Genomic DNA, 22,336 nt, shown 5'->3' on the forward strand with positions numbered 1-22,336 from the left:
CGCGTGTTTATCTTTTGGCTATTCGTGGCTCAGTCCCCTTCGAAGACCGGGCGTTCCTTGGCGACGAAAGCGTTGTAGGCGCGTTCAAAATCGCCCGTTTGCATGCAGATCGCCTGCGCTTGCGCCTCGGCTTCGATCGCCTGTTCGATGGACATCGCCCATTCTTGGGCCAACATCGTCTTGGTCATCATATGCGCGAAATTCGGGCCGGCTTGGATTTTCTGCGCCAGCTTTAGCGCCTCACCTTCCAGCGTCTCGCCCGTCACCAACCGGTTGTAGAAACCCCAGCGTTCCCCTTCTTCGGCAGACATGGCGCGCCCGGTGTAGAGCAGTTCGGCCGCCCGTGTCTGGCCGATGATGCGCGGCAGGATCGCGCAGGCGCCCATGTCGCAGCCCGCAAGGCCTACGCGAGTGAAAAGGAAGGCGGTCTTGGCCTCTGCCGTTGCCAGCCGCAGGTCCGAGGCCATGGCGATAATCGCGCCCGCGCCCACGCAGACGCCATCGACGGCGGCAATGACCGGCTTGCCGCAGTTCACGATGGCCTTGACCAAATCGCCGGTCATGCGCGTGAAACGCAGTAGTTCCTTCATATTCATGCGGGTCAAAGGACCAATGATATCATGCACATCGCCGCCGGAGCTAAAGTTTCCGCCGTTGGAGCCAAAGATCACCACATCAACGTCATCGGCATAGACCAGATCGCGGAACCAGTCGCGCAGCTCGGCGTAGCTGTCGAAGGTCAGGGGGTTCTTGCGGTCAGGCCGGTCAAGCCGCACGGTGGCGATCCGGTCTTTGATTTCACATTGGAAATGCGTCACATCACTGCGCATTGGCTTTTTCCTTTTCTTCCGTTTGGGCGGCGAAAGCCTGCAGGCGGGCCGCCATGGCGCGGGCTTCCTCGGAGGAGATTCCGCGCAGTTTTTCGTTGATCCAGTCTTCATGCGCCTGCGCTTGGCGGGCGAATTGCGCCGTGCCCGCGGGGGTCAAGCGCAGCATCATCGCGCGGCGGTCGCCGGGGACCGGGATGCGTTCGACCAGCCCCTCCTCGCTCAGACGGTCGGCGATGCCGGTGACATTGCCGTTAGACACGCGCAGCACGCCCGAAAGCTGGCTCATCTTCAGCCCTTCGGGATGGCGCGAGAGGGCCGACATTACGTCGAACCGCGGCAGCGTCGTGTTATGCTCGCGCCGCAGCGTATCGCGCAACTCTTGCTCCAGCCCCCGCACGACTTTCAGCAGCCGCAGCCAGAGGCGCACGCGATCCTTGGCCACATCGCTCATACTTCGCCCCCCGATAGCGCGAGCGCGTGGCCGTTGACCGAAGCCGCGGCGCCCGACAGCAGGTAGAGCACAGCACCGGCGACCTCGGAGGTTTCGACAAAGCGGTTCTGCGGGCTGGCGCGTTTCAGCAAGGCGCGGGCCTCCTCGGCGCTTTTGCCGGTGGTCTTCGTGATGTTCTCGACCGAGCGTTCCAAGAGCGGCGTGTCGATGAAGCCCGGGCATATTGCGTTCACGGTGATGCCCGTGCGCGCCAGTTCCAACGCCAGCGCGCGGGTCAGGCCGACGACCCCATGTTTCGCCGCGACATAGCCCGCAACGTAAGGATAGCCCTTGAGCCCCGCGGTGGAGGCCACGGCGATCAAACGCCCCTGCCCGGCGTCTTTCATCTCCGACAGCGCGGCCTGCCAGACGTTGAAGACGCCGGTGACGTTCACCGCCATCATATTATTCATGTCCTGTGCGGTGATCTTGTGGAAGGGCGCGGAATGCGCCGCGCCCGCATTGGCGATGACGCCGGTGATCGGGCCATTCTGCTCGCGGGCGGCGGCAAAGGCCGCTTGCACGGCATCCGCATCGGTCACGTCGCAGGTCTGAAACGGCAGGCCCTGATCGCGCAGCGGCCCCTCGCGGCGGCCCATGATGGTGACCTTGGCGCCGGTTCCGGCCACCGCATGGGCGATCTCGGCCCCTACGCCAGTGCCGCCGCCGGTGATGACGATATGGCTCATACTTTCTCCATCTCCGCCGCGCGGTCTGCCAGACGCCATGCCTGATCGCGGCCCGGGCCGTAGGGCAGCGGCCAATCGGCGTGGCGGTCGCCGATGGCGGCCGCGGCGTGCAGGGTCCAATAGGGATCGGCCAGATGTGGCCGGGCAAGGCAGACCAGATCGGCACGCCCCGCCATCAGGATCGAGTTGACGTGGTCGGCCTCGTAGATGTTGCCCACGGCCATGGTCTTGATACCGCCATCGTTGCGGATGCGGTCGCTGAACGGGGTCTGGAACATGCGGCCATAGACAGGCTTGGCCTGTTTCGAGGTCTGGCCTGCCGAGACGTCGATGATATCGGCCCCCGCCTCACTGAACATACGAGCGATTTCAACGGCTTCGTCGGGGGTCACGCCGTCTTCTTCGACCCAGTCGTTGGCCGAGATGCGCACCGCCATCGGCTTGCCTTCGGGCCAAGCGTCGCGCATCGCTTTGAACACCTCAAGCGGGTAGCGCATGCGGTTTTCAAGACTGCCGCCATAGGCATCCTCGCGCTGGTTCGACAGCGGCGAGATGAAGGACGAGATCAAGTAGCCGTGTGCCGCATGCAGTTCGACCATGTCGAAGTTGGCGCGCTCGGCCATGCGGGTGGCTTCGACGAATTCGTCGCGGATCACGTCCATGTCTGCGCGGGTCGCCGCTTTGGGCAGGGCATTGTTGTCCGACCACGGGATCGCGGAAGCCGAGATGATGTCCCAGTTGCCCGTTTTCAGCGGCGCGTCCATTTCCTCCCAACCCAGTTGGGTCGAGCCTTTGCGGCCCGAGTGGCCGATCTGGCAGCAAATCTTCGCTTCGGTCTCGGCATGAACGAAATCGGTCAGGCGTTTCCACGCGGCTTCGTGCTCAGGCGCATAAAGGCCCGGACAGCCCGGCGTGATGCGGCCCTCGGGCGAGACGCAGGTCATCTCGGTATAGACCAGCCCCGCGCCGCCCTTGGCGCGTTCGGCGTAATGCACGAAATGCCAGTCGGTCGGGCAGCCGTCGACGGCCTTGTACTGCGCCATGGGCGAGACGACGATGCGGTTTTCAAGCTTCATGTCGCGCAGTTGAAACGGCGCGAACATTGGCGCGCGGACGGGGCCATTGGTGTCAGCACCGGCCTGTTCGAGGAACCATCTCTCGGCCCCCTCAAGCCACTTGGGGTCACGCTCGCGCAGGTTCTCGTGGCTGATCCGCTGGCTGCGGGTCAGCATGGAGTAGTTCAACTGCACCGGGTCCAGATCGAGGTAACGCTCAACATCCTCGAACCATTCAACCGAGTTGCGCGCCGCCGATTGCAGGCGCAGCACTTCAAGGCGGCGGGCTTCTTCGTATTTCTCGAAGGCGGTGGTCAGGTCTTTGTCGTCGCTGACATGTTTCGCTAGCGAGATCGCAGATTCCAGCGCCAGTTTCGTGCCCGACCCGATCGAGAAATGCGCCGTGGCCGAGGCATCGCCCAGCAGCACAACATTCTGGTGGCTCCACTTTTCGCAAAGCACGCGAGGGAACTTGATCCAAGCCGAACCGCGGATGTGGCTGGCGTTGGTCATCAGTTTGTGGCCGTCGAGGTGGTCCTTAAAGATCTCCTCGCAGATCGCGATGGTTTCTTCTTGGGTTTTTTCGCCAAATCCATAGGCGTCAAAGGTGTCTTGGCTACATTCGACGATGAAAGTCGCCGTGTCTTTGTCGAACTGATAGGCGTGGACCCAGATCCAGCCTTTGCCGGTCTTTTCAAAGATGAAGGTAAAAGCGTTGTCGAATTTCTGATGCGTGCCGAGCCAGACGAAGGGGCAGCGGCGCACGTCGATGTCTGGTTTAAAGGTTTCTTCGAATTCCATCCGGGTTCTGGAGTTCAGACCGTCGGAGGCGACCACCAGATCGTAGTCATCCATGTATTCGGAGGCATCCTTGACCTCGGTCTCGAACTGCAGGTTCACGCCCAACGCGCGCGCCCGCTCTTGCAAGATCAGCAGCAGCCGCTTGCGCCCAATACCGCAGAAACCATGGCCGGTGCTGTGGATCACGTTGCCCTTGTGGTGCAGGGCGATATCGTCCCAATAGGCGAAATGGCTGCGGATTTCGCGTGCCGAGACGGGGTCGTTAACCTCAAGATTATCCAGCGTTTCATCCGACAGCACAACGCCCCAGCCGAAGGTATCATCGGCGCGGTTGCGTTCCAGCACCGTCACATCGGCCTCGGGCTGGCGCAGTTTCAGCGAAATCGCGAAGTACAGCCCCGCAGGACCGCCGCCAAGACAGATTGCACGCATCGAAATTCCCCTCTGGTTCGCTTTGGAACGGAGCCTAGGCTGAGTCGCTTTTTCGTTCAAGGATAAATATTTTAGGTTTGAAGTAATTGGGCGGTCTCACGGCTGACAGGGCATCGGACGCATTGAACCCGCAGCCCACAGGGCCTATGCCAGACGGAACTTCACGACGAGAGGCGGTGCGATGACCGATGTAAGCAAAGCAGACTGGCTGGCGGTTGAGGTCCAAGACGCGCGGTTGCAGGTCTGGGCGATGCAGGGCGGATCGGCGCTTGAGACCGCCACGGCGGAGTGCGACCCGGCGGGCCTGACCAGCGCCTCGGCCTTTGACGCCGCGCTCAAGACACTCACCGCGCCGTGGCAATTACCGCGTTTGCCGGTCTTCGTGGCGGGCCTGCCCGTAGGCTGGACCGCCGCCGCGCCCCGCATGGTGCCCTGCACCGCCACTGCCGAAGGTGCGACGCCTCTCCGCACAGAAAACTTCGACCTTCAGGTCATCCCCGCCCTGCGGCAGCAAAGCCCCAGCGGGCTGCTACGAGGGGCCGAGACACGGATCGCGGGCTTTCTGAGCCTCAACAAAGACTGGGACGGGGTGATCTGCTTGCCAGGCGCGACTTCGATCTGGGCGCAGATCAGCGCGGGCGAAGTGGTGAGCTTTCAGACTTTCCTGACCGGGGAATTGCTGGACCTTTTGGGCGACGGCACCCCAGCCGAGGGCACGGCGCTGGACGACACGGCCTTTGACGATGCGCTGAGCGATGGGCTGTCGCGGCCCGAGCGGCTGGCGGGGCGTTTGGCCTCCATCCGGGCTGATCTGGCTTTGAAGGATATCCCGCCGCCCACGGCAGAGGCGCGGTTGGCTGGCACGCTGATCGGCGCGGAACTTGCGGCGGCGCGGGCCTATTGGCTGGGGCAAACGCTGGCGGTGATCGGCACGGGCGGCGCGGCGCAGCTTTACTTGCGGGCTCTGACCCAGCAGGGCGCCCCGGCGACAGAGGCCGAGGGCAGCCGCATGGCGCTGGCCGGAATTTGCGCGGTGCGGCGGGCAGTAAAGGGGGGCTGACCCCCCTACGCGTCAGTCTTTCTTTGGCCCGTCAGTCTTTTTCTGCATGTCCAGATTAACGAGGTCTTCGAGCATATCCAGCAGGTCTTCCATTCGCTGCTTGCCGAAACGGGCTTCGAAATCCGAAAACAACGCGGCGGCGTCGCCCGCGTGGTCTTGCAGCACCTGCTGGCCCTGATCGGTGATCGTGACGATAGATTTGCGCCCGTCGTCGGGGTCACTGGCACGGCTTAGCAGCCCTTCTTGCTCCATCGCGCGCAGCATGCGGGTCAGGCTCGGCAGCAACAAACAGGCTTGCTGCGCCAGCGCTGTCTGCTCCATCGGGCCGGATTCCTCGACCACGCGCAGAACGCGAAACTTCTGTTCCGAGATGCCGCTTTCGTTCAGGATTTCCCGGATCGGCCCCATCACCCTTTCCCGCGCGCGCAACAGCGCAATCGGAAGGGAGCGGGCAGTGCGGCGCAGGGGGGGCATTGTGGCCATTCTTGACGGTTTCCTGATCGCTACTTACCAAGTCAAAGAGCGCCCAAAAGGGCGTGACGATCACCATAACCGCTGCGGCATCATTCTTGAAGAGGGCAAGCCGCGCGGAACAACAGTGAGACAATACAACAACATGGGGCAGGAAATACGGATGACAACCAGAATTAAAACCGACAGGAGCCGCGCATGAACTGGGAGGATTTCCGACAGTGGGGCCGCCGTGCGGCCGATTGGGCCGCAGACTACCACGCGGGCCTGCGCAATGAACCCGTCCGCGCACAGGTCGCCCCCGGTGCCGTGCTCTCTGCCCTGCCCGACGCCCCGCCCGAAGGGGCCGAGGCGATGCAGGCGATTTTCGACGATTTTGAGCAGACCATCATGCCCGGCATGACCCATTGGCAGCACCCCCGGTTCTTTGCGTATTTCCCGGCCAATGCCGCGCCTGTCTCGGTGCTGGCGGAATATTTCGTCTCTGCCATCGCGGCGCAGTGTATGCTGTGGCAGACCTCTCCGGCGGCGACAGAGCTGGAAACCCGCGTCTGCGATTGGATGCGCCAAGCGATCGGTCTGCCCGATGGGTTCACCGGCGTGATCCAAGACAGCGCCAGTTCCGCCACGCTTTGCGCCGTGCTGACGATGCGTGAGCGGGCATTGGATTGGCAGGGCAACAAGGCAGGTCTGTCGGGCCAGCCGCGCCTGCGGGTCTATTGCTCGGCAGAGGTGCACACCTCGGTCGACCGCGCCATTTGGATTGCGGGGCTGGGCGAAGAGAACCTTGTGCGTATCCCTACCCACGGCCCAACCCGCGCGATGGATGCCGATGCCTTGCGCGCCGCCATCGCCGCCGACCGCGCGGCGGGGCATCAGCCCGCGGGCATCATCGCCTGCACCGGCGGCACCAGCGCGGGGGCCAGCGATGATATCGCCGCCGTGATGGATGTGGCCGAGGCCGAGGGGCTTTATACCCATGTTGATGCCGCTTGGGCCGGATCGGCGATGATCTGCCCTGAGTTCCGCAGCCTCTGGGCCGGGGTCGTGCGGGCCGATTCCGTGGTCATGAACCCGCATAAATGGCTCGGCGCGCAGTTTGATTGCACCACGCATTTCCTGCGCAATCCCGACGATTTGGTCCGCACATTGGCGATCCAGCCGGAATATCTGAAAACCCACGGCGCGGATGGGATCGTGAACTATTCCGAATGGTCGGTCCCACTGGGCCGCCGTTTTCGCGCCCTGAAACTATGGTTCCTGATCCGTGCCCATGGGCTGGGAGGGCTGCGCGAAATGATCCGAAACCATGTGACATGGGCACAGGATTTGGCCGCGCGGCTGGAGGCGACTGAGGGTTTTGAGGTCGTGACCCAGCCGATGCTCTCGCTCTTCACCTTTCGCCACCTCGCGACCGCAGACCTTGATGCGCATAACCAAGACCTGCTCAATCGCATCAACGACGATGGTCGCATTTACTTGACTCAGACCCGTATCGACGGAGCTTTGGTGATCCGCTTTCAGGCAGGTGCCTTCACCGCCACGGCCGAGGATGTGGCCATGGCCTATGATGTGATCACCGAATTGGCCGCCGCTGGCACTTAAGGCGCGATCAGGCTGACGCCCGGCATGGCGCGGATGATTTCGACATCCGCGTCATAAAGCGCCGTCATCCGCTCGACCAATTCCTCGGTCCAGCCGGGCATGTCGAGTTCTTCTTCGATCTCTTCTTCCAGCGCGTATTTGTCGAGAAACGCCGTGATCACACGCCGTTTCTGCGCCTCGGACATCTCTGGATGGGTGTCGAGATAGCTGCGGAACCGTCGCATCCCTTCTTCGGACATGATGGCGTGCAGAAGATCAAAGCCGCCTTTGATCTTGGTCTCCGGCTCCAATCCGGCCATCTCGCGGATGATCTGCGCCCAGATCAGCGGCGTGTCTTCGTTGCACCAGACCGTGATCGGAATGCCCGGCGCCGCTTCGCGCAATTGGGCAATCGTCTCAGACCACCGCAGGTCTTCCGGCCCCCGCTCCCCCCAGAAGGCCGCCGAAGTCTTGTCCGCCGCTTTGTCATAGAGCACCGGCACCAGCGACGCGGGGTTTCGGATCGCCATAAAGATGCGAATCTCGTCCTCGGGAAACAGCTGCGCCATGCGTAACATCCGAACGGCGGCCGCGGGATAGAGCACCCCTTCTTGCAGGGCCGTGGCGGGCGAGCGAAAGAAGTTCGCATCCGACAGGATCACCCGGCTGGCTGCGTCCTCATCGAGAATCGCATCAAGCAAAACATCCCGCGCCACCTCAGAGGGCTCTGCCTTGTGCATCGCGTTGAGCGTATCGCGAAACAGATTGCGATAGGTGCTGGGCCCGGGCACTTTGACGCCGGTTTTGGCAAAGTCATCCTGATTGCGCAGCAGGCATTTCAGCAGCCGCTCGTCTTCCGTGAAATGAACACCTGTGTGCAAAACGAGCTGCATGATACTCCGCTCAACCTTGAAAATCTTGGCGATGAATAGCCCGTCCCGCGCCGCGTGTAAAATCCGAAAGAAACTCTCATTTCCCCTCTTGCACCCCCCGCGCCATTTCTCTAAATGAGCCCTCAGTGCCCCTATAGCTCAGCTGGTAGAGCAACTGATTTGTAATCAGTAGGTCCGCGGTTCGAGTCCGTGTGGGGGCACCATTAATTTTCCAACCCGTTGTAAATGCTTCCAAAATAGCGAAGTTGGACCACACTGAAACTGCGCGTGGTCCACATCACCACTCAAATCCATTAATTGCACGCATCGCCTCGGCCGCCAAAACGCGGCGTTCGGCGTCCTTTGTGTAGATCGCGGATGTGCTTGGCTGAGTGTGTGAAAGCACGGCCATGATCTGGTGTTCGCTACACCCCTCCTCCGCGAGCAACTCGGCCAGCGCTTTGCGAATTCCGTGAGAGGACCTACCCGAAAGGCCGGCTTCATCACATCGCTTGCGCAACCAGTTTCGATAACTGTCGGCGTTTTTGAATGGCTTGCCGTACTCGTTCAAAATGAACGCTTCACCGATCCGGGCGACGGCTGCGACCGCCTCGCTCAATGGAGGTGCGACGGGAATCTCAACATAGGCCGCGCCCCGCTTTCTGGGCTGCCAGCCAAGCCAACGCATGCCATGGCTCTCGAACTCCTGACCGCGTCCAAGCCAGATCGCATCGCCTGATCGAGCGCCGGTAAACATGTGCAATGTGAGTGCGAGATGCGCCATGCTTCCTTTGGGGTGGCGCTCTTTGAATTTTCTAAGGTCATCCACGGTCCAGGGCGTCGCTCCGCCCTGGCCGCGATGGATCTTGCCAACTCCGGTGAGCGGATTGACCTCTGCATGGCCAACATCGCAGGCCCACTTGTACATCGATCGGGCGGCCTTGATAATGTTGTCGGCCTCAGCTGGCGTGGCGGCGCGCGCATCCCTTGCGCGAACGAATGCCGCGCTCGGGGCACTTAGGCTCATCTCGCCGTAAGCATCTCCATCCTCGGTCGCGAAACTGCACAGCCAATTCAGCTGGCTCTTCCGCTTCCGGAGCGTTGTGGGGGACGCCTGCCGTGCATCGACCATTCGCTGCAAATGCGCCAAATACTTGTCGGTCAACCATTGTATCGAGTGGCGCACGGCCGTGGTTTCTGGCTCGAAGGGAAGCTGGATGCCAGCCCGGGCACTCCAATAGTGCTCTGAAAACTTAGGATGATCCAGATCGACGTTGAGGCGAATTTTCCTGTTCGGTTTGCCTTCAACGCGAACGCGCAGCCGCTCTTTGCCGGAAGGTAGCCGCTCCACGGTTAGGCCTGGGTAGTTTTTGCGCACATCGGTCACCATTCTTTTGGCCCCCGACCTTTGCTCTTTTCGGGCTTGGCGTCTACCGGGCAGAGAATCTTGATGGTCCCATCCGGCCCGATCTCAACGGCGCTGATGATGAGATCGCAAGCTTTGGCTGCGTCCACGGCGCGCGTTATCTCTGCCTTTGTGAAGCGTGTCGCAACCATCAGAGCAGCTCCGAAAATTTGAGCCAAACAAGCTCGGCATTGATGTTCTTAGGCATCTGCGCGCTCCGGCTTCTTATCCTTTACCGCCGGGCCCCAAAGGAATGCACTGATTAGCTGCCCGGGCCCAATTCCATGAACGTAGACGCGGAACTCATCCTCGCCTTCACCGTAGTTCTCGTCGACGTGCACGATCTCCCAATCGATGGACGCCCAATCTTCATCAGGCGGCTGTTTTCGGGGCGCAACAAGCTTGGCCCAGTAGTATCCGGTTTCCCGTGGTTCGAGGTCTGTTGAGTTGGTGTCGGGTGGTGACTTACAGACGGCGTCAAGCATCAGGCGGACTCCTTTGCTGGTTCGAGAAACCATGGCTTTCGCCATGCCAGTTTCAGATGCCCGACAATCGCTCGACCATTGGTCTTTACCCCAAAGTCGCGATCTGTTTCGGGTCCACCTACCATTGCGCTCAGGATCGTATGTCCTCCCGGAAAGCGAATTGGTCGCACCTGCCCGCGACCGATGGTCGGGCACGCCGCCTGAGCAATTTCTGCGCACCGGAAATGCACAGGGCTTTCGGTGCTGACCCACCATCCATCGCGGAAGTCGCCAAACGGAAACCACCAACGATCACCATCTGATGTCCTTTCACCACATACGGTGCAACGCATTTCAGCGATGCTTCTGCGCTGTCTGACGTGGTGCGGCTTCGCGAAGATTGGCCTTCCCTCGCCGGGGTTGAACGGGGACCAAAGCGCAAGTTTGTTGCCTGCATATTTGCACGGCCGGATTTCGTTGCGATCCTCGCCAGACCACATCGCGTTCCATGGAACGTCTTTTCCGATAACCAGCGTCATGCCGCTGCCTCCTTGGGTGCGTCAGGATTGAGGGGTACCAGCCATCTGATCATCTGGCCGGTGAATGGCAGGCCATGCACCTTCTCGAACCAAGCACGCATGTCCGCCCAGCATGCAAAGCCATCTGATTGCGCGAAACGTTCAAGGTCTTCGCCCACGAAGAGCTCCTGCGGCCCAAAGGTCCACGCCTTGTCCCACTCAAGTAGGATGGCGCATGAATCGTGACACACTGCATCACGCAGCTTGCGACAGGACTTCGTGCGCATGCCGGTGTATAGCTGCAGCTTGTCGCCCGGCTTGGCGTGGCGGTCGTCCTTGCGCGGCGCTCGGATCGTCTGTCGTTTCTGGCCGCTCGCGACGGCTTCAGCGAACCGGGTTTGGAAATTATAGGCAACCATATGGCACCTCGTTCAAAAGTTGGCCGTCAAGCGATCGCCCGGCCGCGCTCTTCGTCACCCGCTTCATCAGGTGCACGCGGTCGCCATGAAATCCTGTACCGCCTTCGACGTTTAAGATAGCCCATCCGTCGCGCTTGGCTTTCGAGTAGTTTGCCCGCCAGTCCGGGTCATCCTCGTCACGATCGATCTCCGCGGCCCAGCTTCCCCATTGCTTGAAGAAAAAGGCCGCACCTGCTGCGCGGCATTGGTTGCGCAAGCTGCGCGCCCAATCGGGGTGCATCGGGCGGGCGTTTGGGCCGCTCTCGCCACCACAGATGACCCAATCAATTCGCGGGCCGCTGTGGCCGAGGCCATCGACCCCCGTCAATGCACCAAAGCAGATGGTGATGTTCTTGCTGATTTTCTCCTTCGGAACCGCGGCAAAGTCTATGCTTCCCAAAAGCGGCTCTGCGCTGACGAAGCGGACGGCGGCAGGCGCTTTCAGAAGATGCGGAATATTCTGGTCAGCTGACTTCTGCGTCCCGGCGCTGGTGCCAAGCCAAACGTGGGGCCAGCCATTGCCCCAATCCGGCGGCAACATCTTCGCGATGTTCTGTGGGCGTTTGGTCAGCAGTAGCCAGTCCAACTGGTCGCACTCCCGGATGAGAGCCCAAAGATCATCGCGCCAGCTGGCGTCCACCGCATTGTCGAAGACATCAGCAAGCGATGCGCAGAAAACCCGCTGTCGCCGTCCGTGAGCGGCGTGGAAGGCTTGGGCCTGCGCATTCCACCGGCGTGGCTTATTCCAGTTCTGCGCGCTGGTCCTGCGACGTGGAGCCTTTGGGCCCCAATGGGCGCCACCTGTGAAGCGCACGTCGCGCGCCTCCGCGTAGCAGTTGTCGCATTCTGGCGCGACCTTCTGACAACCCTCCCATGGATTGAAAGTGTGGTCGGTCCATTCAATTTTCGACTGCTCAGCCATCGCTCCCGCCTTTCTGGTGTCTATCGCTGCCCCCTGTCGCCAAGGGGCAGAAAAAGAAATCAGAGGTCGGCCGTCGCTGCGGCAACGCCAAACATGCTGGCCTCTTGAAGCTTTGTGATCGCGATTGACGCCTCCCGAGCACCTTTTCCCCCTTCATCTCGAAGCGCCTCGCACTCCGAGATCAGTGCGGCCGCAAGACCCTTGATGGCGTCCACTTTTGGCAGACTGGATGGGTTGAACCCCATGCGGACGATCTCTGCGGCCGAATTGCTGATCGGCGTTTCGTGGCCATCTGGCAGCGCGCCTGTGATTAAATTTGTGTGCATTTCAGTTCCTCACTTTGATTTTGGGGTGCAGGCCCCGCCCATTGAGCGGGCCTGCCTGGAATTAGCTTTCAGGCTCGCCTTTGAAGATCGGCAGTTCGGTCTTTTCGGTGGCCTCAGCGACAGCCTCCTTGAACGCCGCCTCGAACGCCTTCTCCGGGTTATAGATGGATAAGATGAAGCGAACCGCGCCGCCCATCTTGCGATAGCGAAACCGCACTGGCATCCGGTACGGGGCACCGCCCATGAAGACCGGGATGGCGATGATAATAAGGTTGGGGATCTGAAGCGGCTTCCCGTCAGCGCCCTTGTGTTCGTTCAGGAACTGGATTTCGCTTTCGCCAGTGTCGCGATTGCTGGTCACCTTCAGATTGCTGGTTTCGTACACCTGAAACTGGCGCGACATCTGCAGCAGTTGGGTCAGCTGGCCATAACGGCCTTCGATCTGATGAGCCGTCTGAATAAGGCGGTTTTCCCACGGCTGGTTCTTGTCACTTTCCTTCGCGGCGAGAATGGCTGCCGTCGGGTCCATGATGTCCTTGGCGTTGGCCTCGATGAACTCGCCCAGGTCATCCTTTTCCAGCGGCTGGCCAGCAACACCTATCCACGCCTTCCATTCTTCCGACAAAGGGAAATTGTAGATTGCTCGATGATGGCAATGGCGGGCGGTGGGGTCACCGGTGGCGGTGTCTTGATCGGCAGGGCCTTCGGCATGATAGTCCGCAATGCAAGTGATCGTCGGGGCGTTCAGGTCTGGCTTGGCAAAAAGCGCCGATGTCGGCCCTTTGAAGCGGTTCGCCCAGTCGATCAGGCTTTGCAGGTCATCCAATCGGGCGGTGCCCCTACGGCGGGCTGGCTTCAGAAACTCCGCCGCTTCTCGGTATCTGGCGGTCAGGTCTTCAACCTTGCGATGACTTGGCACTGTAATCAGATGGGCGCTTTTCAGGTCGAAATCATCCGGCTGCTCGATGGATTCCGATCCGCCAATCTTCTCCATGACGTCGCGCATCGTCGCGGCGGTGTTTTCGGTGCTGAATTGTGTGAGTTCTTCGGTCACGTCGTTGTTCCTTGCTTGCTGCTGGTGGCGTTATTCGATGTCTCGGATTTCGCCGGTGGTGGGGTCATAGTTGTAGTCATCGACATCCCGCACGGGCTGGTGCATCCGCTTCATCATCGGGCTGTAGAGGGTGAGTTCGCCCGCATCGTTGATGTATGCACCCGCGCTGGACGGCGGCTTTTTCGGCGCCTTGAAGGTAACGGTCGCGCCCATGCCGACATCGCCGGCATTGCCGACTGCGTAGGAGAGCTGAAGGGTCATTGTCCCGCTGCACCCTTTGGTCCCGTGCTCAGCGTTATGCTCTAAAAGCTCATGCATCAGCTTCTGGTGCCCTGACATGACCTCGCCCATAAAGTCGCCGCCATCGAACAGCATCAAAATCTGCTCCAGCGTGCGCATCTTGTAGGGGTCGTGGTTATCCGCAACGGGCGCGGCGGGCGGTTCTTTGCGCTTGGTCATCAAGATCGCACTCCTTTTCGTTTGATCGGTTTAATTACGCGGCGGCGTTTGCCTCTGCTTCGCGACCGATGTCATCGCGAAGTGTGTCCAGGTCGACAAAGACATCGACCTGGCGCCGAAGATCGTCGGAAATCATTGCTGGTTGGGTGCGGATGCTGGAAATCAAAGTGACCCGTACTCCGCGCTCTTGCAGGAACTTCACCACCGGGGCGAAATCTCGGTTTCCGGAGACGATTACCGCGTGCTCGATCGCAGGCGCCAATCTCATCACCTCGACCGCCATCTCCATGTCGGTGCTGCCCTTGGTCCGCTTCCGGCCGTACTCATCCTCGTAGACCTTGGCCGGCTTAGTCACCACGTTCCAACCGTTGTACTGCATCCAATCAACGAGAGGGCGGATCGAGACATGATCTTCGGTGTCTGCCAGTGGCGTGAAGTAGTTTGCCCGCACCATCCGACCCTTGGACTGAAAGAACTCCAGTAGCCGCTTGTAGTCTACATCGAGGTTTAGGGCGCGGGCCGTCGAGTAGAAATTCGGGCCGTCGATGAAGAGCGCAAATCTTTCGTTTTCGTAAAACATATTCGTTTATCCTTAGCAGTTTTGGTTTGCGTGAATTTTGATGCGGGCCTCTCGAAGGTCGATCGGCTCGAAGGGCCAAGGTTGCCCTTCCGCCTGCGCCACCGTTTCCAGTGCGGCAGCTTGCGCCTTGGTGCCTATCCAGGCATGGGCCGTGCCTTCAGTCCGCCCGGCCCCCGACAAGTGCAGGTATTGCCCGCTACAGCGGTCAATGAGCCGGACCTGCCCTCTTCCGGGCTGCGCGCATTGTGTCTTTATCGCGGGGTTACCTGAAACGATCTGGGTCACTTCGCGCCCCCAGCCAAAGAGAGCGTTGCGAGCAGCTGGCATGACGCCAGTGATCGGTTGATCCGGATCGCCGACAGCGTCCCGCGCATTTCCTCCAACCGGTCTGCAAGCTGCGCCATCAGGTCATCATCTGTCGCACGATCGCGGGCAGCTTTAATGAGGTCCTGATCACGCATCGCGCGCACCCCTCTCTTGGCCTTGCGTCAGCACGCTCTGAGCGGCGGTGAAGTGAGCAGTGCCTGCGCAGGGGTCCACCTGGGCAGCGCGGTTGGTTGCAGGTAGGTCTGTCAGTATCTGTTCGATCAGATGTTGGGGCGTGTAATGCGAAGGTCTCATTTTGCCCCCTCACCGCCACCGGAACTCGTGATCTCACGCGCAGCATGCTCCAACTGCGCCACGGCCAAGATGGTGGGACGAAGTTCAGGTTCGTATTGATCGAAGGGCTTGTACCAGCGTCCGCCGCTCAGGCGAGGCAAGAGGGCCCGCGGGATGGCCTTCCAGTTCGAGGGGTCGGTATTGGCTTTATCGCCATCGATGCTCTTAAGCACGTGGCCCTCAGGCACCGGCCCGTTCTTCTTCTCCCAAAGATAGCGATGCTTCGCCACGTAGCGGCGCTCATACCCAGTATGTGGATTCACCTGATCGACGCTGATCTCGACGTATCCGTCCGTGCCGACCCTTTCGTGACCGAGATGCTTTGTGTTGTGAGGCAAGTTTCCCTTCTTAAAGCGACCCTTTTCGCTTCCAGGCGGGTTGAAGGGCTTGCCCTTATTGTGGGGCGTCTGTCCTTTCTCGAACCCGCCAGTCCGACCCGTCAGCCACCCTTTTCTGGAGCAGAGCGATTTGAGATTCTCAAGGTTGACGTCAGACCGGTCGAAGTGTTCGACAAATTTGGCGTGCAGCTCTTTCCGAGGGAGCTTTCTGCGCCGCTTGATCCATGCGAGCTCGCCCTCACTGTATTGGATGCTGTAACCCTTCATTTTGAGGGCCCGCCGATCTGTGGCAAGTGCTTCAGGACCGGCTCGCCATACTCGGCGTAGAGCTTCGCGGCCTTCAGCTGCAAGTCCGCATTGCCGGTGATCCTGTCTGCAACAGAGACCATCGCATTGGCGCGCTGAACCTCTTTTGCGATCTGCTCTTCGCTCAAATCCTCCGAGGTAAGGCGCTCCATTTGGGCGAAAAGGTGATTGTTCAGGTCGGACAATTTATTGTTCATGGCATCAATACCTTGAGGTTAGCCGCACTCAGCTTCGAAGCGGAGGCGGGCGCTGTAATTCCGGGTGATCCGATCAAGCATCTCGACGCGAGCTGGTGTCGCCCGGTAATCGATGCTGATCCGAATGATGATGGCGCGGTCTATGTCGCACTGATCGCGCAATGCCATCCGGGCCAACGTGTAGATATCGACCAGCAGACTGGCCCCATTGATCAGCACCGTTGAGGTGGCGACATCGCCATTTGGGCGCTCATAGGTCACCAGCCATTTCTGGTCGGGGAACGGCGTCTGCGGGCGCACGGGCTTGGCCGTGTCACCTGTGGTGCAATTGCGAAACCGGCGGAAAAAAGCGCCGGAAGCGGCGAGCAGTCCGCCCCCGGCAGTGGTGCCGGTTTCATGCGGCAAAGGTGCGGGGTGAGCGTGCTTGGTCATCACGCGACCCCCAATTTCTTGATGGGCGGATGGATGGTGATGAACCCGTCATCCTCAGCATCATCCAGAGGGCAGACTAGTCGCGCTTCGCGCGTCCAACTGTCGATCACTTCCTGCTCGGTCGCACCGTGGGCTGAGATGCCGTGCAAACTCAGCTTCCATAGCCCGACGCCGCCATCAGGCGCCGTGTCAAAGCAACCGGAGGTCTCCATGATTTCATTCACGAAGGCGTCAAAATGGTCATCGGCAGGCAAACGATCCAAATTCATCAGGAAGGCTGGCAGGCGGCTGTGTGCGGTGACCATTACAGCTCTCCCCCGCGCGTCGCTCTTGCGGCGCTTGCCCCATCGGCGGGCCGCTCCAACGACTGCCCAGTCCTCCACCACACTTCCCATGCCGCGACCCGACGCTCGAAGCGCAGTTCGCACAGAAATAGCTTTCGAACGACCGAGCGAATGGCCCGACGCATTTGATCGACTAATTTCGCAATAGCCATCACGCGGCCTCCCGCATCTCGGCCAAAACAGCGGACGCGGCCGCGCGCTCATCGGCGTCGATCGAGTGACGCATCAGGGATTGGCAGGCGGCACCTAAAGCGTCGGGGTCAATCGCGCCTGCCGTACTGACAACGCGGCGCGCATCGCTCAGGCGGCTCTCGATGGAATCTGACCGGAGCGCCATCGCCAGCGCGGCAGGTTTGCTGGCGGCCATCTGGCGCCACAGCAAAAGCTCGGTGCAAATTTCAGGAAGGGCAGTGGCAAGCAGTGCGCAGGTCTCAACGTCGAAATCGCCGCACTGCTGCCGATATGTCGGATTGGCCAATTCGGTCAGCAGTTCGTCGCTAACCAGCGGCTGGTTTTCTGTCGCACGCATCGTTGCCTCCATCTGTTGATGAAGACACTTTTAGTAGTCTAAAAACACTACGTCAAGACGAGTTAGTTTAAAAACACTATACAGGTGGGCCCGGCTTGATTCTGCGACCTTGGTTTTCTTACTCCACCCCCCAAACCTCAATCATAGTTTCCCCCATCATGTCAGCTGCTTCTCTCGCCGCTGCGTCGCACCCCACCTCGACCACTCGCGCCTGAAGGGCATCCCGGTTCTTCAGAACTTGAGCTTGCGCAAGGTCATAGTCGCGGCCACTCAGGTGATTACCCATCACGGCGTCTGTGAGAGATGCATAGCTAGCGCATTGATCCTCAATAGTCAGAACGTACCCCCAAAACTTAGAGAACGTCTGCCAATCGCCCGCAAAACCGGTGACTGGCACTACCGCGAGGAAGGCGGAGAAAAAAAATCGGTTCATCTGGTCCATCTCTCAATCATTGATTCTTCACTTTATCTAAGATTGCTTCGCCCCTTGGGCATTCAAGCATTTGAAAGTGAACTACATGTGGTGTGCTTGCAAAAACGCGGGATGTTCCGTTAATGTTCTACTTAACGGAGTTTATTACATGACAGATCGGGAAATCATTGATCGCCTTCGCCAGATTTTGGCGACCCCGTGTGTGAAGTCGCAACAAGCGCTTCTCCATAGCCTAAAAGCTGACGGCGGAGATCTTCGGGTAACTGAGATACTAGGCGAACAATCTGCTGCTCTTCTTCGGTCTGAGCGTCAGACAAAAACTCCTCCAAGGTAGTGCCGAGCGCTTCACAGACCCTCCTTGCGGACTCGATACGGGGGCTTTGGTTTGTTCCTGCAAACCAGGCGCGAATAGCGCTGTTACCCAAGCCTGCCTTTACCGACAGCCCCGCTGCTGTCAGGCTCGGGTCCGCATCGATCACGGCCTTCAGTTTCAATAAAAATGGTTCAGTTATGCGTTTGTCTGCCATGCCAACAATGTGCGCCTAGCGCCCTCGCTCTGCCATGGTTTAAAAAGACGTTGACCTAAGTAGTTTAAAAAGACTATCCAAGAGCCATGGAACAGTTCATGGAAGAAGTGCGCGCCTATGCGGACGCGCTTGGGGTTCAGCCTTCGACAGTTGTGCAGCGCGCAGCGAAGCTCGGCGGTGCGGCGTGGGCAAAGTGGGAAGCGGGCGACGGATCGCCCACCCTGCGCACGGCGGATAAGATTTTGAAGTTCATCCGAGAGAACCCCGCCCCTACAGAACCCCTTAAGGAGGCCAGCTGATGCGCGCCCTGATAAACTCACTTCGCCACCACATCCGCTATGCGTTCGACGCGGATTACCGGATCGAGCGTATCGCGGACGCGGTAGAGCGGCGGCTTCAGCCCCAGATTGGAGCTGAAGTTCGTGGTGAACTCGATCGCGTCGCTGGTCGGGTCTCGGCCACCATCTCGGCAAGCTTTGCGAATTGACCGTCAGGGGGATGTTATGATGCGAACCAACCGTGCAAATTCCTCGGCCCGCACCGGTGTCGACGTGTCGCCACTTCCGATTGCATCTAGCCTTTCGACAAGTCGGTCTACCGTTCCGGGCGCTGCCGTTTCGAGCTCTCTTGCAATCATGCCGATTGCCTTCGAGTTTGCTTCCGCCCGCGCAGCGGTACGTTCCACGACTTCCCACAGCTTCATCGTCTCGGCCATCGTTCTTTCCTTTCAAGTGGTGGCTGAATTGGCGGAGCGGGCCGTGCTGGGCCTGTTCCGCCACCTTAATTGCGGCGTTGTTGCCAAACATGCAATCTGGGAGGCCAGCTGATGCAGGGATATGCGCTTTGCGTTTCATGCCATAACCCTGCGCCGCTTTCCCGCGCGCGCACAGGAAACGAGGTTTCCCATGGTGTCGCGCAGTGACTGAATATCCAGCAGGCATACGTCCAGATGATGGAAGCCGTGCCTTGTGGCTGTTGTTTAGCCATTTGCTAAATGGTTCGCCGATGACCAACGCAGAGTGGTTTCAATTTTCTCAGCGATGGGAGGCCCTTTGCGCGCTTCGCTGCAATGCGTGCAGTGGTGCCGTGAACTGCTGCCCAAAGTGTTCTGATCAAGCTACATATATGCGCGGCATTCTTCGATCGGAAGTGGAAGCTGCAATCCAGCGCGGCCCGTCACCTGACTTGGTGGAGCTTTGATATGCGCGATATGAGTTCATTTAACGCCACTTCGGTTGCATCATCCATATGGACTTGGCTTTGTGTCGCAATTCTGCGGCAGAGAGTGTCGAAGCTACCTGGCTTGATCTCATCCAGCAAGTCGCACGCGGTTCCAAAGGCGATAGCTAGTGCTGACATGTCCGATGGGATGAATTCCAGCACTTCAGATTGTATCTGCAGCTTTTTCTCCAACGCGGAAATGCGGCCTTCAAGCGTTTTATCCATCATGTTGATTCCTTTGTTTTCGCAAGTTTCGAAAACCCTATTCGCTTCGCCTTCAGAAGGAGAGACTGGTAATGCCTGACTTCCGCAAAATCGTCCGCGCGAACATGAAGTCTCTCGTGGATTGGTTTGGTTGCTATGACGCGGTTGCCGAAACCTTCAATGCCCGGTGGGGCGGCGGCGCAAGCAAGGGCACGATCAGCAAGAAGATTAGCGGCAATCTGGACTGGACGGTGGCCGACGTCATCGCGCTGGAAGACGCGGCAGGCCGCTATCCCGTCACCCGCATGATGGCGCGGCGGCTGGAAAATCGGCCCGCTGCCGAAGGTGGTAGCTTGCTGATGGATGGATCCAGCATCGCCAAGGAAAGCGGGGAAGCGATATCGGCCATTCTGGCCGCAGAGCAGTCGACCTGCGCCGATGAATGCGCGCAAGCCATCAAGGAAGTCGATGACGCCATGTTCGCCCTGCGCCAAGCACGGGCGCGGCTGGAAAAGTCGATGGGGAACGGGGGTGCAGCGTGACTACACCGAGCTTGCCCGCGGCTGGTCTCCTTACGGCGAAACAGAAGAGCGTGCACCATGGGGCATGACTTCCAGTTTCCCCGCGACCCTGACTGGGAATGGTTGAAGGCCAGCTATCCGAGCAACGTGCTGCTGCGGGCAGATTGTCAGTTTGTCGAGGCTGTAAGTCACCTCATCGGACGAATGGCCTACCTATCAACGCCCTACACCAAGGCCGTGGTCAACGATCAGATGGAGTGGGATCGCGGCATGTCGTGTGACATCGAAGTGCGCACCGCTCGTTGGGTGCGTGCCTTTGCGATCGAAGGCATCACGGCCGTCTCGCCGATTCTACTTTCCTGCGCAGCCTGCCACGCGGACATCGAGGACCGGCTTGACCCTTTGGATGACGTGTTTTGGGCACGCTGGCGCCGCCCGCTGCTATCGGCCTCTGGCGCCGTGGTCATCCCGGCAATGGACGGCTGGGACGTGTCCCAGGGCGTTTGGCGAGACGCCTGTTGGGCGCTGCTGCACAACGTTCCCGTGCACCTCATCGCCAAAGGCTCTGAGTTTGGAGCTGATTTGTGAGTAGCGCGACGAGAGACGTGACGATCGGCAGATGCCGGTTGATCCTCGGTGATGCCCTGGATGTTCTGCCGAACCTTTCGGGGCAGGCAGACTTGGTGGTCACAGACCCGCCATACCGCTTGACGTCCGGAGGCAATCGCCCCGGAGCCATGGGCGGCAAGATGGCGGCAACCGTCTATGACAACAGCGGGCTGCTTATGGATGTCGTGGACTGGGCCGATATCGGCGGCCCAATTTACCGCGCCCTCAAATCCGACGCGGACGCGTATGTCATGGCGGACGATAAAAATCTGTTCGCAGCCCACGGGGGTTTCCTTGGCGCAGGGTTCAAATTCCACAGCCTGCTGACTTGGGACAAGATCACCCCCTCGCGCACCCGGTACTATATGAAGGACAGTGAGTTCACGCTCTACCTCTGGAAGGGGGCGGCGCGCGACATCACGAACGGTGGTGACAAGCGCATCACGCGAATGGCGCGTCCGAAAGATGCAGTGCACCCAACACAAAAGCCGGTCGACCTGATGGCGCAGTACATCGGCAATTCCAGCCGCGAGGGCGATCTCGTACTCGATCCGTTCATGGGGTCCGGAACCACGCTGGTTGCTGCGGCTATGCTGGGTCGACGGGCCATCGGTATCGAAAAGAGCCCCGTGCACTTTGAGGCCGCATGCGCCCGCGTTTCGGCTGCTGTGAGGGAGGCTGCGTGATGGACGCCCAAATGCCCTCCAGCGCTCTGTTATGGCCCCGCATACTCAAGCCGCCTGCTCGACCTCCATGAGCTGAGTAAGAGGCGAAAAACAGGCCGCATAAGGCCTGAATAACACACGATTGGCGCGGCGTTTTGCCGTGCCAACAGGCATGCGAGGGCGAAACGAGTGGATCCAATGCGCAAATACGACATCGAGCGGCCCCCCTTTGAGGGTGAACCGCGCGTGATCGCCCCTGAGGAGTGGCGACAGCAACGATGGGGTTGGATGGAAAGCGTGCGCCGCGACAGCAGCCTGAGCCCCATGGCGCGGCTTGTCGCCGACACCTTGGTGTTGGAGTTCGCCAACCGCGAAACCCATCGCTGCGATCCATCGCGCCGCCAGCTGGCCGACATACACGGCTGCTCGGAAGACACCATCAAGCGGGCCATCAGGGAACTGATTAAGGCTGAGTGGATCGTGATTCTGGCAGGCGTCGGCCGGGGGAAAAGCACCCAATACGGGTTCCTCACACGGGCCAAAATCGTGCACCTAAAAGGGGGTAAAAATGCACCCCTAAAAGGGGGTAGGAATGCCCCCTTTTGCGATTCCGAAAAGGGGGCAGATTTGCCCGGAAAAGGGGGTAAATCTGCATTGGTGCATAATATAGATAAACCACAGAAGAACCAAAGGGCGAAAGCGGGGAAGTTTTCCCCCAATCCGATGGTTCAGCGAGAGGCGAAAAACGCCGTCGCCAGACTGCGGGAGGGCCGCCCTGATGCCCTCGCCGATCTGCAGCCTTGGGTCATCGATCACATCATCGCTGCGAACCTGCTCACCGATGCCGAACAGGCAGCGGCGGGGCTGGGCTGAGAATAGG

Annotated in this window: 34 protein-coding genes and 1 tRNA gene; 11 read left to right on the forward strand and 24 right to left on the reverse strand. The window is 59.9% G+C overall.

Annotated elements, in window-relative coordinates; genetic code table 11:
• Nucleotides 1-29: 29 nt before the first annotated feature.
• Genes T8A63_RS10755 through T8A63_RS10770 form a run of 4 tightly spaced genes read right to left on the reverse strand, consistent with a single transcriptional unit; the run spans nucleotide 30 to nucleotide 4,297 of the window.
• The gene (locus T8A63_RS10755) at nucleotides 30-830 is read right to left on the reverse strand and encodes an enoyl-CoA hydratase family protein (RefSeq protein ID WP_067627972.1); all 801 of its coding nucleotides are present in this window, start codon (nucleotides 828-830) and stop codon (nucleotides 30-32) included.
• On the reverse strand, nucleotides 820-1,281 hold the full coding sequence (locus T8A63_RS10760; protein WP_067627975.1) for a MarR family winged helix-turn-helix transcriptional regulator: 462 nt from the start codon (nucleotides 1,279-1,281) through the stop codon (nucleotides 820-822). Before T8A63_RS10760 ends, T8A63_RS10755 begins: the two co-directional genes overlap by 11 nt.
• A complete protein-coding gene (locus T8A63_RS10765) occupies nucleotides 1,278-2,009 on the reverse strand; it encodes an SDR family NAD(P)-dependent oxidoreductase (protein ID WP_322343772.1) in 732 nt (243 codons plus the stop codon). The genes T8A63_RS10760 and T8A63_RS10765 overlap by 4 nt, the downstream gene beginning before the upstream one ends.
• Nucleotides 2,006-4,297, reverse strand: a complete 2,292-nt coding sequence (locus tag T8A63_RS10770) for a bifunctional salicylyl-CoA 5-hydroxylase/oxidoreductase (protein ID WP_322343773.1) — start codon at nucleotides 4,295-4,297, stop codon at nucleotides 2,006-2,008. The genes T8A63_RS10765 and T8A63_RS10770 overlap by 4 nt, the downstream gene beginning before the upstream one ends.
• 181 nt (nucleotides 4,298-4,478) lie before the next feature.
• Between T8A63_RS10770 and T8A63_RS10775 the strand changes: the two genes are divergently transcribed.
• Nucleotides 4,479-5,357, forward strand: coding sequence for a 2-dehydro-3-deoxygalactonokinase (locus T8A63_RS10775; RefSeq protein WP_322343774.1), 879 nt, complete (start codon nucleotides 4,479-4,481; stop codon nucleotides 5,355-5,357).
• A 12-nt stretch (nucleotides 5,358-5,369) separates the two neighbouring features.
• Here T8A63_RS10775 and hpaR read toward each other — a convergent pair whose 3' ends face one another.
• Nucleotides 5,370-5,840: a homoprotocatechuate degradation operon regulator HpaR gene (gene hpaR, locus T8A63_RS10780; RefSeq protein WP_236627358.1), complete on the reverse strand. Its 471-nt coding sequence runs from the start codon at nucleotides 5,838-5,840 to the stop codon at nucleotides 5,370-5,372.
• On the opposite strand from hpaR, the gene T8A63_RS10785 reads away from it, so the two are divergent.
• Both T8A63_RS10785 and T8A63_RS10790 read left to right on the forward strand, forming a co-directional pair.
• A complete protein-coding gene (locus tag T8A63_RS10785) occupies nucleotides 5,833-6,030 on the forward strand; it encodes a hypothetical protein (protein ID WP_300051651.1) in 198 nt (65 codons plus the stop codon). The two genes, hpaR and T8A63_RS10785, sit on opposite strands and share 8 nt — an antisense overlap.
• Entirely contained in the window at nucleotides 6,027-7,433 is a 1,407-nt protein-coding gene (locus T8A63_RS10790) for a pyridoxal phosphate-dependent decarboxylase family protein (RefSeq protein ID WP_067941276.1), read from the forward strand. The genes T8A63_RS10785 and T8A63_RS10790 overlap by 4 nt, the downstream gene beginning before the upstream one ends.
• On the opposite strand, the gene T8A63_RS10795 is transcribed toward T8A63_RS10790, so the two are convergent.
• The gene (locus T8A63_RS10795) at nucleotides 7,430-8,305 is read right to left on the reverse strand and encodes a hypothetical protein (RefSeq protein WP_300051656.1); all 876 of its coding nucleotides are present in this window, start codon (nucleotides 8,303-8,305) and stop codon (nucleotides 7,430-7,432) included. The two genes, T8A63_RS10790 and T8A63_RS10795, sit on opposite strands and share 4 nt — an antisense overlap.
• A gap of 127 nt (nucleotides 8,306-8,432) precedes the next feature.
• Between T8A63_RS10795 and T8A63_RS10800 the strand changes: the two genes are divergently transcribed.
• Nucleotides 8,433-8,508, forward strand: a tRNA-Thr gene (locus tag T8A63_RS10800).
• A gap of 74 nt (nucleotides 8,509-8,582) precedes the next feature.
• Here the strand turns inward: T8A63_RS10800 and T8A63_RS10805 are convergent.
• From T8A63_RS10805 to T8A63_RS10885, 17 genes are all read right to left on the reverse strand, one after another.
• A complete protein-coding gene (locus T8A63_RS10805; protein ID WP_322343775.1) occupies nucleotides 8,583-9,674 on the reverse strand; it encodes a site-specific integrase in 1,092 nt (363 codons plus the stop codon).
• A 215-nt stretch (nucleotides 9,675-9,889) separates the two neighbouring features.
• Complete coding sequence (locus T8A63_RS10810) at nucleotides 9,890-10,174, reverse strand: hypothetical protein (protein WP_322343776.1); 285 nt, start codon at nucleotides 10,172-10,174, stop codon at nucleotides 9,890-9,892.
• Nucleotides 10,174-10,692: a hypothetical protein gene (locus T8A63_RS10815; RefSeq protein ID WP_322343777.1), complete on the reverse strand. Its 519-nt coding sequence runs from the start codon at nucleotides 10,690-10,692 to the stop codon at nucleotides 10,174-10,176. Before T8A63_RS10815 ends, T8A63_RS10810 begins: the two co-directional genes overlap by 1 nt.
• Nucleotides 10,689-11,090 (reverse strand): hypothetical protein, encoded by a 402-nt coding sequence (locus tag T8A63_RS10820; protein WP_322343778.1) that lies wholly within the window; start codon nucleotides 11,088-11,090, stop codon nucleotides 10,689-10,691. Before T8A63_RS10820 ends, T8A63_RS10815 begins: the two co-directional genes overlap by 4 nt.
• Nucleotides 11,077-12,051: a phage Gp37/Gp68 family protein gene (locus T8A63_RS10825; RefSeq protein ID WP_322343779.1), complete on the reverse strand. Its 975-nt coding sequence runs from the start codon at nucleotides 12,049-12,051 to the stop codon at nucleotides 11,077-11,079. Before T8A63_RS10825 ends, T8A63_RS10820 begins: the two co-directional genes overlap by 14 nt.
• A 59-nt stretch (nucleotides 12,052-12,110) precedes the next feature.
• Nucleotides 12,111-12,377, reverse strand: a complete 267-nt coding sequence (locus T8A63_RS10830) for a hypothetical protein (RefSeq protein ID WP_322343780.1) — start codon at nucleotides 12,375-12,377, stop codon at nucleotides 12,111-12,113.
• 61 nt (nucleotides 12,378-12,438) lie between these two features.
• Complete coding sequence (locus tag T8A63_RS10835) at nucleotides 12,439-13,431, reverse strand: DUF2303 family protein (protein ID WP_322343781.1); 993 nt, start codon at nucleotides 13,429-13,431, stop codon at nucleotides 12,439-12,441.
• 30 nt (nucleotides 13,432-13,461) lie between these two features.
• Nucleotides 13,462-13,890: a hypothetical protein gene (locus T8A63_RS10840; protein WP_322329618.1), complete on the reverse strand. Its 429-nt coding sequence runs from the start codon at nucleotides 13,888-13,890 to the stop codon at nucleotides 13,462-13,464.
• A 34-nt stretch (nucleotides 13,891-13,924) separates the two neighbouring features.
• Complete coding sequence (locus T8A63_RS10845; protein WP_322343782.1) at nucleotides 13,925-14,470, reverse strand: NYN domain-containing protein; 546 nt, start codon at nucleotides 14,468-14,470, stop codon at nucleotides 13,925-13,927.
• Nucleotides 14,471-14,751: 281 nt separating this feature from the next.
• On the reverse strand, nucleotides 14,752-14,931 hold the full coding sequence (locus T8A63_RS10850) for a hypothetical protein (protein WP_322343783.1): 180 nt from the start codon (nucleotides 14,929-14,931) through the stop codon (nucleotides 14,752-14,754).
• 156 nt (nucleotides 14,932-15,087) lie between these two features.
• Nucleotides 15,088-15,735, reverse strand: coding sequence for an HNH endonuclease signature motif containing protein (locus tag T8A63_RS10855; RefSeq protein ID WP_322343784.1), 648 nt, complete (start codon nucleotides 15,733-15,735; stop codon nucleotides 15,088-15,090).
• A complete protein-coding gene (locus tag T8A63_RS10860; protein ID WP_322343785.1) occupies nucleotides 15,732-15,971 on the reverse strand; it encodes a hypothetical protein in 240 nt (79 codons plus the stop codon). The genes T8A63_RS10855 and T8A63_RS10860 overlap by 4 nt, the downstream gene beginning before the upstream one ends.
• Nucleotides 15,972-15,989: 18 nt before the next feature.
• Nucleotides 15,990-16,403, reverse strand: coding sequence for a hypothetical protein (locus T8A63_RS10865; RefSeq protein ID WP_322343786.1), 414 nt, complete (start codon nucleotides 16,401-16,403; stop codon nucleotides 15,990-15,992).
• A complete protein-coding gene (locus tag T8A63_RS10870; protein WP_322343787.1) occupies nucleotides 16,403-16,708 on the reverse strand; it encodes a hypothetical protein in 306 nt (101 codons plus the stop codon). The genes T8A63_RS10865 and T8A63_RS10870 overlap by 1 nt, the downstream gene beginning before the upstream one ends.
• Before the next feature lie 190 nt (nucleotides 16,709-16,898).
• The gene (locus T8A63_RS10875; RefSeq protein ID WP_322343788.1) at nucleotides 16,899-17,276 is read right to left on the reverse strand and encodes a hypothetical protein; all 378 of its coding nucleotides are present in this window, start codon (nucleotides 17,274-17,276) and stop codon (nucleotides 16,899-16,901) included.
• Nucleotides 17,277-17,394: 118 nt separating this feature from the next.
• Nucleotides 17,395-17,718 carry a hypothetical protein gene (locus T8A63_RS10880; RefSeq protein WP_322343789.1) on the reverse strand — a complete coding sequence of 108 codons (324 nt, stop codon included), beginning with the start codon at nucleotides 17,716-17,718 and terminating at the stop codon, nucleotides 17,395-17,397.
• 155 nt (nucleotides 17,719-17,873) lie between these two features.
• Nucleotides 17,874-18,236 (reverse strand): helix-turn-helix domain-containing protein, encoded by a 363-nt coding sequence (locus tag T8A63_RS10885; protein WP_322343790.1) that lies wholly within the window; start codon nucleotides 18,234-18,236, stop codon nucleotides 17,874-17,876.
• Between the two features lie 86 nt (nucleotides 18,237-18,322).
• On the opposite strand from T8A63_RS10885, the gene T8A63_RS10890 reads away from it, so the two are divergent.
• From T8A63_RS10890 to T8A63_RS10900, 3 genes are read left to right on the forward strand one after another with little or no spacing between them, the layout of a single operon-like run.
• A complete protein-coding gene (locus T8A63_RS10890; RefSeq protein WP_322343791.1) occupies nucleotides 18,323-18,535 on the forward strand; it encodes an XRE family transcriptional regulator in 213 nt (70 codons plus the stop codon).
• Entirely contained in the window at nucleotides 18,535-18,723 is a 189-nt protein-coding gene (locus tag T8A63_RS10895; protein ID WP_322343792.1) for a hypothetical protein, read from the forward strand. Before T8A63_RS10890 ends, T8A63_RS10895 begins: the two co-directional genes overlap by 1 nt.
• A 16-nt stretch (nucleotides 18,724-18,739) precedes the next feature.
• Nucleotides 18,740-19,063, forward strand: a complete 324-nt coding sequence (locus tag T8A63_RS10900; protein ID WP_322343793.1) for a hypothetical protein — start codon at nucleotides 18,740-18,742, stop codon at nucleotides 19,061-19,063.
• A 349-nt stretch (nucleotides 19,064-19,412) separates the two neighbouring features.
• Here the strand turns inward: T8A63_RS10900 and T8A63_RS10905 are convergent, their stop codons facing one another.
• Complete coding sequence (locus T8A63_RS10905; protein ID WP_322329603.1) at nucleotides 19,413-19,685, reverse strand: hypothetical protein; 273 nt, start codon at nucleotides 19,683-19,685, stop codon at nucleotides 19,413-19,415.
• A gap of 68 nt (nucleotides 19,686-19,753) precedes the next feature.
• Between T8A63_RS10905 and T8A63_RS10910 the strand changes: the two genes are divergently transcribed.
• From T8A63_RS10910 to T8A63_RS10925, 4 genes are all read left to right on the forward strand, one after another.
• Nucleotides 19,754-20,203, forward strand: a complete 450-nt coding sequence (locus T8A63_RS10910) for a hypothetical protein (protein ID WP_322329602.1) — start codon at nucleotides 19,754-19,756, stop codon at nucleotides 20,201-20,203.
• 57 nt (nucleotides 20,204-20,260) lie between these two features.
• On the forward strand, nucleotides 20,261-20,770 hold the full coding sequence (locus T8A63_RS10915; RefSeq protein WP_322343794.1) for a DUF1937 family protein: 510 nt from the start codon (nucleotides 20,261-20,263) through the stop codon (nucleotides 20,768-20,770).
• 17 nt (nucleotides 20,771-20,787) lie between these two features.
• A complete protein-coding gene (locus T8A63_RS10920; protein ID WP_322343795.1) occupies nucleotides 20,788-21,477 on the forward strand; it encodes a DNA-methyltransferase in 690 nt (229 codons plus the stop codon).
• A gap of 177 nt (nucleotides 21,478-21,654) precedes the next feature.
• Entirely contained in the window at nucleotides 21,655-22,329 is a 675-nt protein-coding gene (locus T8A63_RS10925; protein ID WP_322343796.1) for a helix-turn-helix domain-containing protein, read from the forward strand.
• The last annotated feature ends 7 nt before the right edge of the window (nucleotides 22,330-22,336 follow it).

This window comes from Sulfitobacter sp. OXR-159 (genome assembly GCF_034377145.1).
GTDB lineage: Bacteria > Pseudomonadota > Alphaproteobacteria > Rhodobacterales > Rhodobacteraceae > Sulfitobacter.

Bases quoted from the DNA above. Each gene is read 5' to 3' on its own strand.
- T8A63_RS10755 (WP_067627972.1), bottom strand. From the start codon at position 830: ATGCGCAGTGATGTGACGCATTTCCAATGTGAAATCAAAGACCGGATC.
- T8A63_RS10760 (WP_067627975.1), bottom strand. From the start codon at position 1,281: ATGAGCGATGTGGCCAAGGATCGCGTGCGCCTCTGGCTGCGGCTGCTG.
- T8A63_RS10765 (WP_322343772.1), bottom strand. From the start codon at position 2,009: ATGAGCCATATCGTCATCACCGGCGGCGGCACTGGCGTAGGGGCCGAG.
- T8A63_RS10770 (WP_322343773.1), bottom strand. From the start codon at position 4,297: ATGCGTGCAATCTGTCTTGGCGGCGGTCCTGCGGGGCTGTACTTCGCG.
- T8A63_RS10775 (WP_322343774.1), top strand. From the start codon at position 4,479: ATGACCGATGTAAGCAAAGCAGACTGGCTGGCGGTTGAGGTCCAAGAC.
- hpaR (WP_236627358.1), bottom strand. From the start codon at position 5,840: ATGGCCACAATGCCCCCCCTGCGCCGCACTGCCCGCTCCCTTCCGATT.
- T8A63_RS10790 (WP_067941276.1), top strand. From the start codon at position 6,027: ATGAACTGGGAGGATTTCCGACAGTGGGGCCGCCGTGCGGCCGATTGG.
- T8A63_RS10795 (WP_300051656.1), bottom strand. From the start codon at position 8,305: ATGCAGCTCGTTTTGCACACAGGTGTTCATTTCACGGAAGACGAGCGG.
- T8A63_RS10805 (WP_322343775.1), bottom strand. From the start codon at position 9,674: ATGGTGACCGATGTGCGCAAAAACTACCCAGGCCTAACCGTGGAGCGG.
- T8A63_RS10810 (WP_322343776.1), bottom strand. From the start codon at position 10,174: ATGCTTGACGCCGTCTGTAAGTCACCACCCGACACCAACTCAACAGAC.
- T8A63_RS10815 (WP_322343777.1), bottom strand. From the start codon at position 10,692: ATGACGCTGGTTATCGGAAAAGACGTTCCATGGAACGCGATGTGGTCT.
- T8A63_RS10820 (WP_322343778.1), bottom strand. From the start codon at position 11,090: ATGGTTGCCTATAATTTCCAAACCCGGTTCGCTGAAGCCGTCGCGAGC.
- T8A63_RS10825 (WP_322343779.1), bottom strand. From the start codon at position 12,051: ATGGCTGAGCAGTCGAAAATTGAATGGACCGACCACACTTTCAATCCA.
- T8A63_RS10830 (WP_322343780.1), bottom strand. From the start codon at position 12,377: ATGCACACAAATTTAATCACAGGCGCGCTGCCAGATGGCCACGAAACG.
- T8A63_RS10840 (WP_322329618.1), bottom strand. From the start codon at position 13,890: ATGACCAAGCGCAAAGAACCGCCCGCCGCGCCCGTTGCGGATAACCAC.
- T8A63_RS10845 (WP_322343782.1), bottom strand. From the start codon at position 14,470: ATGTTTTACGAAAACGAAAGATTTGCGCTCTTCATCGACGGCCCGAAT.
- T8A63_RS10850 (WP_322343783.1), bottom strand. From the start codon at position 14,931: ATGCGTGATCAGGACCTCATTAAAGCTGCCCGCGATCGTGCGACAGAT.
- T8A63_RS10855 (WP_322343784.1), bottom strand. From the start codon at position 15,735: ATGAAGGGTTACAGCATCCAATACAGTGAGGGCGAGCTCGCATGGATC.
- T8A63_RS10860 (WP_322343785.1), bottom strand. From the start codon at position 15,971: ATGAACAATAAATTGTCCGACCTGAACAATCACCTTTTCGCCCAAATG.
- T8A63_RS10865 (WP_322343786.1), bottom strand. From the start codon at position 16,403: ATGACCAAGCACGCTCACCCCGCACCTTTGCCGCATGAAACCGGCACC.
- T8A63_RS10870 (WP_322343787.1), bottom strand. From the start codon at position 16,708: ATGGTCACCGCACACAGCCGCCTGCCAGCCTTCCTGATGAATTTGGAT.
- T8A63_RS10875 (WP_322343788.1), bottom strand. From the start codon at position 17,276: ATGCGTGCGACAGAAAACCAGCCGCTGGTTAGCGACGAACTGCTGACC.
- T8A63_RS10880 (WP_322343789.1), bottom strand. From the start codon at position 17,718: ATGGACCAGATGAACCGATTTTTTTTCTCCGCCTTCCTCGCGGTAGTG.
- T8A63_RS10885 (WP_322343790.1), bottom strand. From the start codon at position 18,236: ATGGCAGACAAACGCATAACTGAACCATTTTTATTGAAACTGAAGGCC.
- T8A63_RS10890 (WP_322343791.1), top strand. From the start codon at position 18,323: ATGGAACAGTTCATGGAAGAAGTGCGCGCCTATGCGGACGCGCTTGGG.
- T8A63_RS10895 (WP_322343792.1), top strand. From the start codon at position 18,535: ATGCGCGCCCTGATAAACTCACTTCGCCACCACATCCGCTATGCGTTC.
- T8A63_RS10900 (WP_322343793.1), top strand. From the start codon at position 18,740: ATGATGCGAACCAACCGTGCAAATTCCTCGGCCCGCACCGGTGTCGAC.
- T8A63_RS10905 (WP_322329603.1), bottom strand. From the start codon at position 19,685: ATGATGGATAAAACGCTTGAAGGCCGCATTTCCGCGTTGGAGAAAAAG.
- T8A63_RS10910 (WP_322329602.1), top strand. From the start codon at position 19,754: ATGCCTGACTTCCGCAAAATCGTCCGCGCGAACATGAAGTCTCTCGTG.
- T8A63_RS10915 (WP_322343794.1), top strand. From the start codon at position 20,261: ATGGGGCATGACTTCCAGTTTCCCCGCGACCCTGACTGGGAATGGTTG.
- T8A63_RS10925 (WP_322343796.1), top strand. From the start codon at position 21,655: ATGCGCAAATACGACATCGAGCGGCCCCCCTTTGAGGGTGAACCGCGC.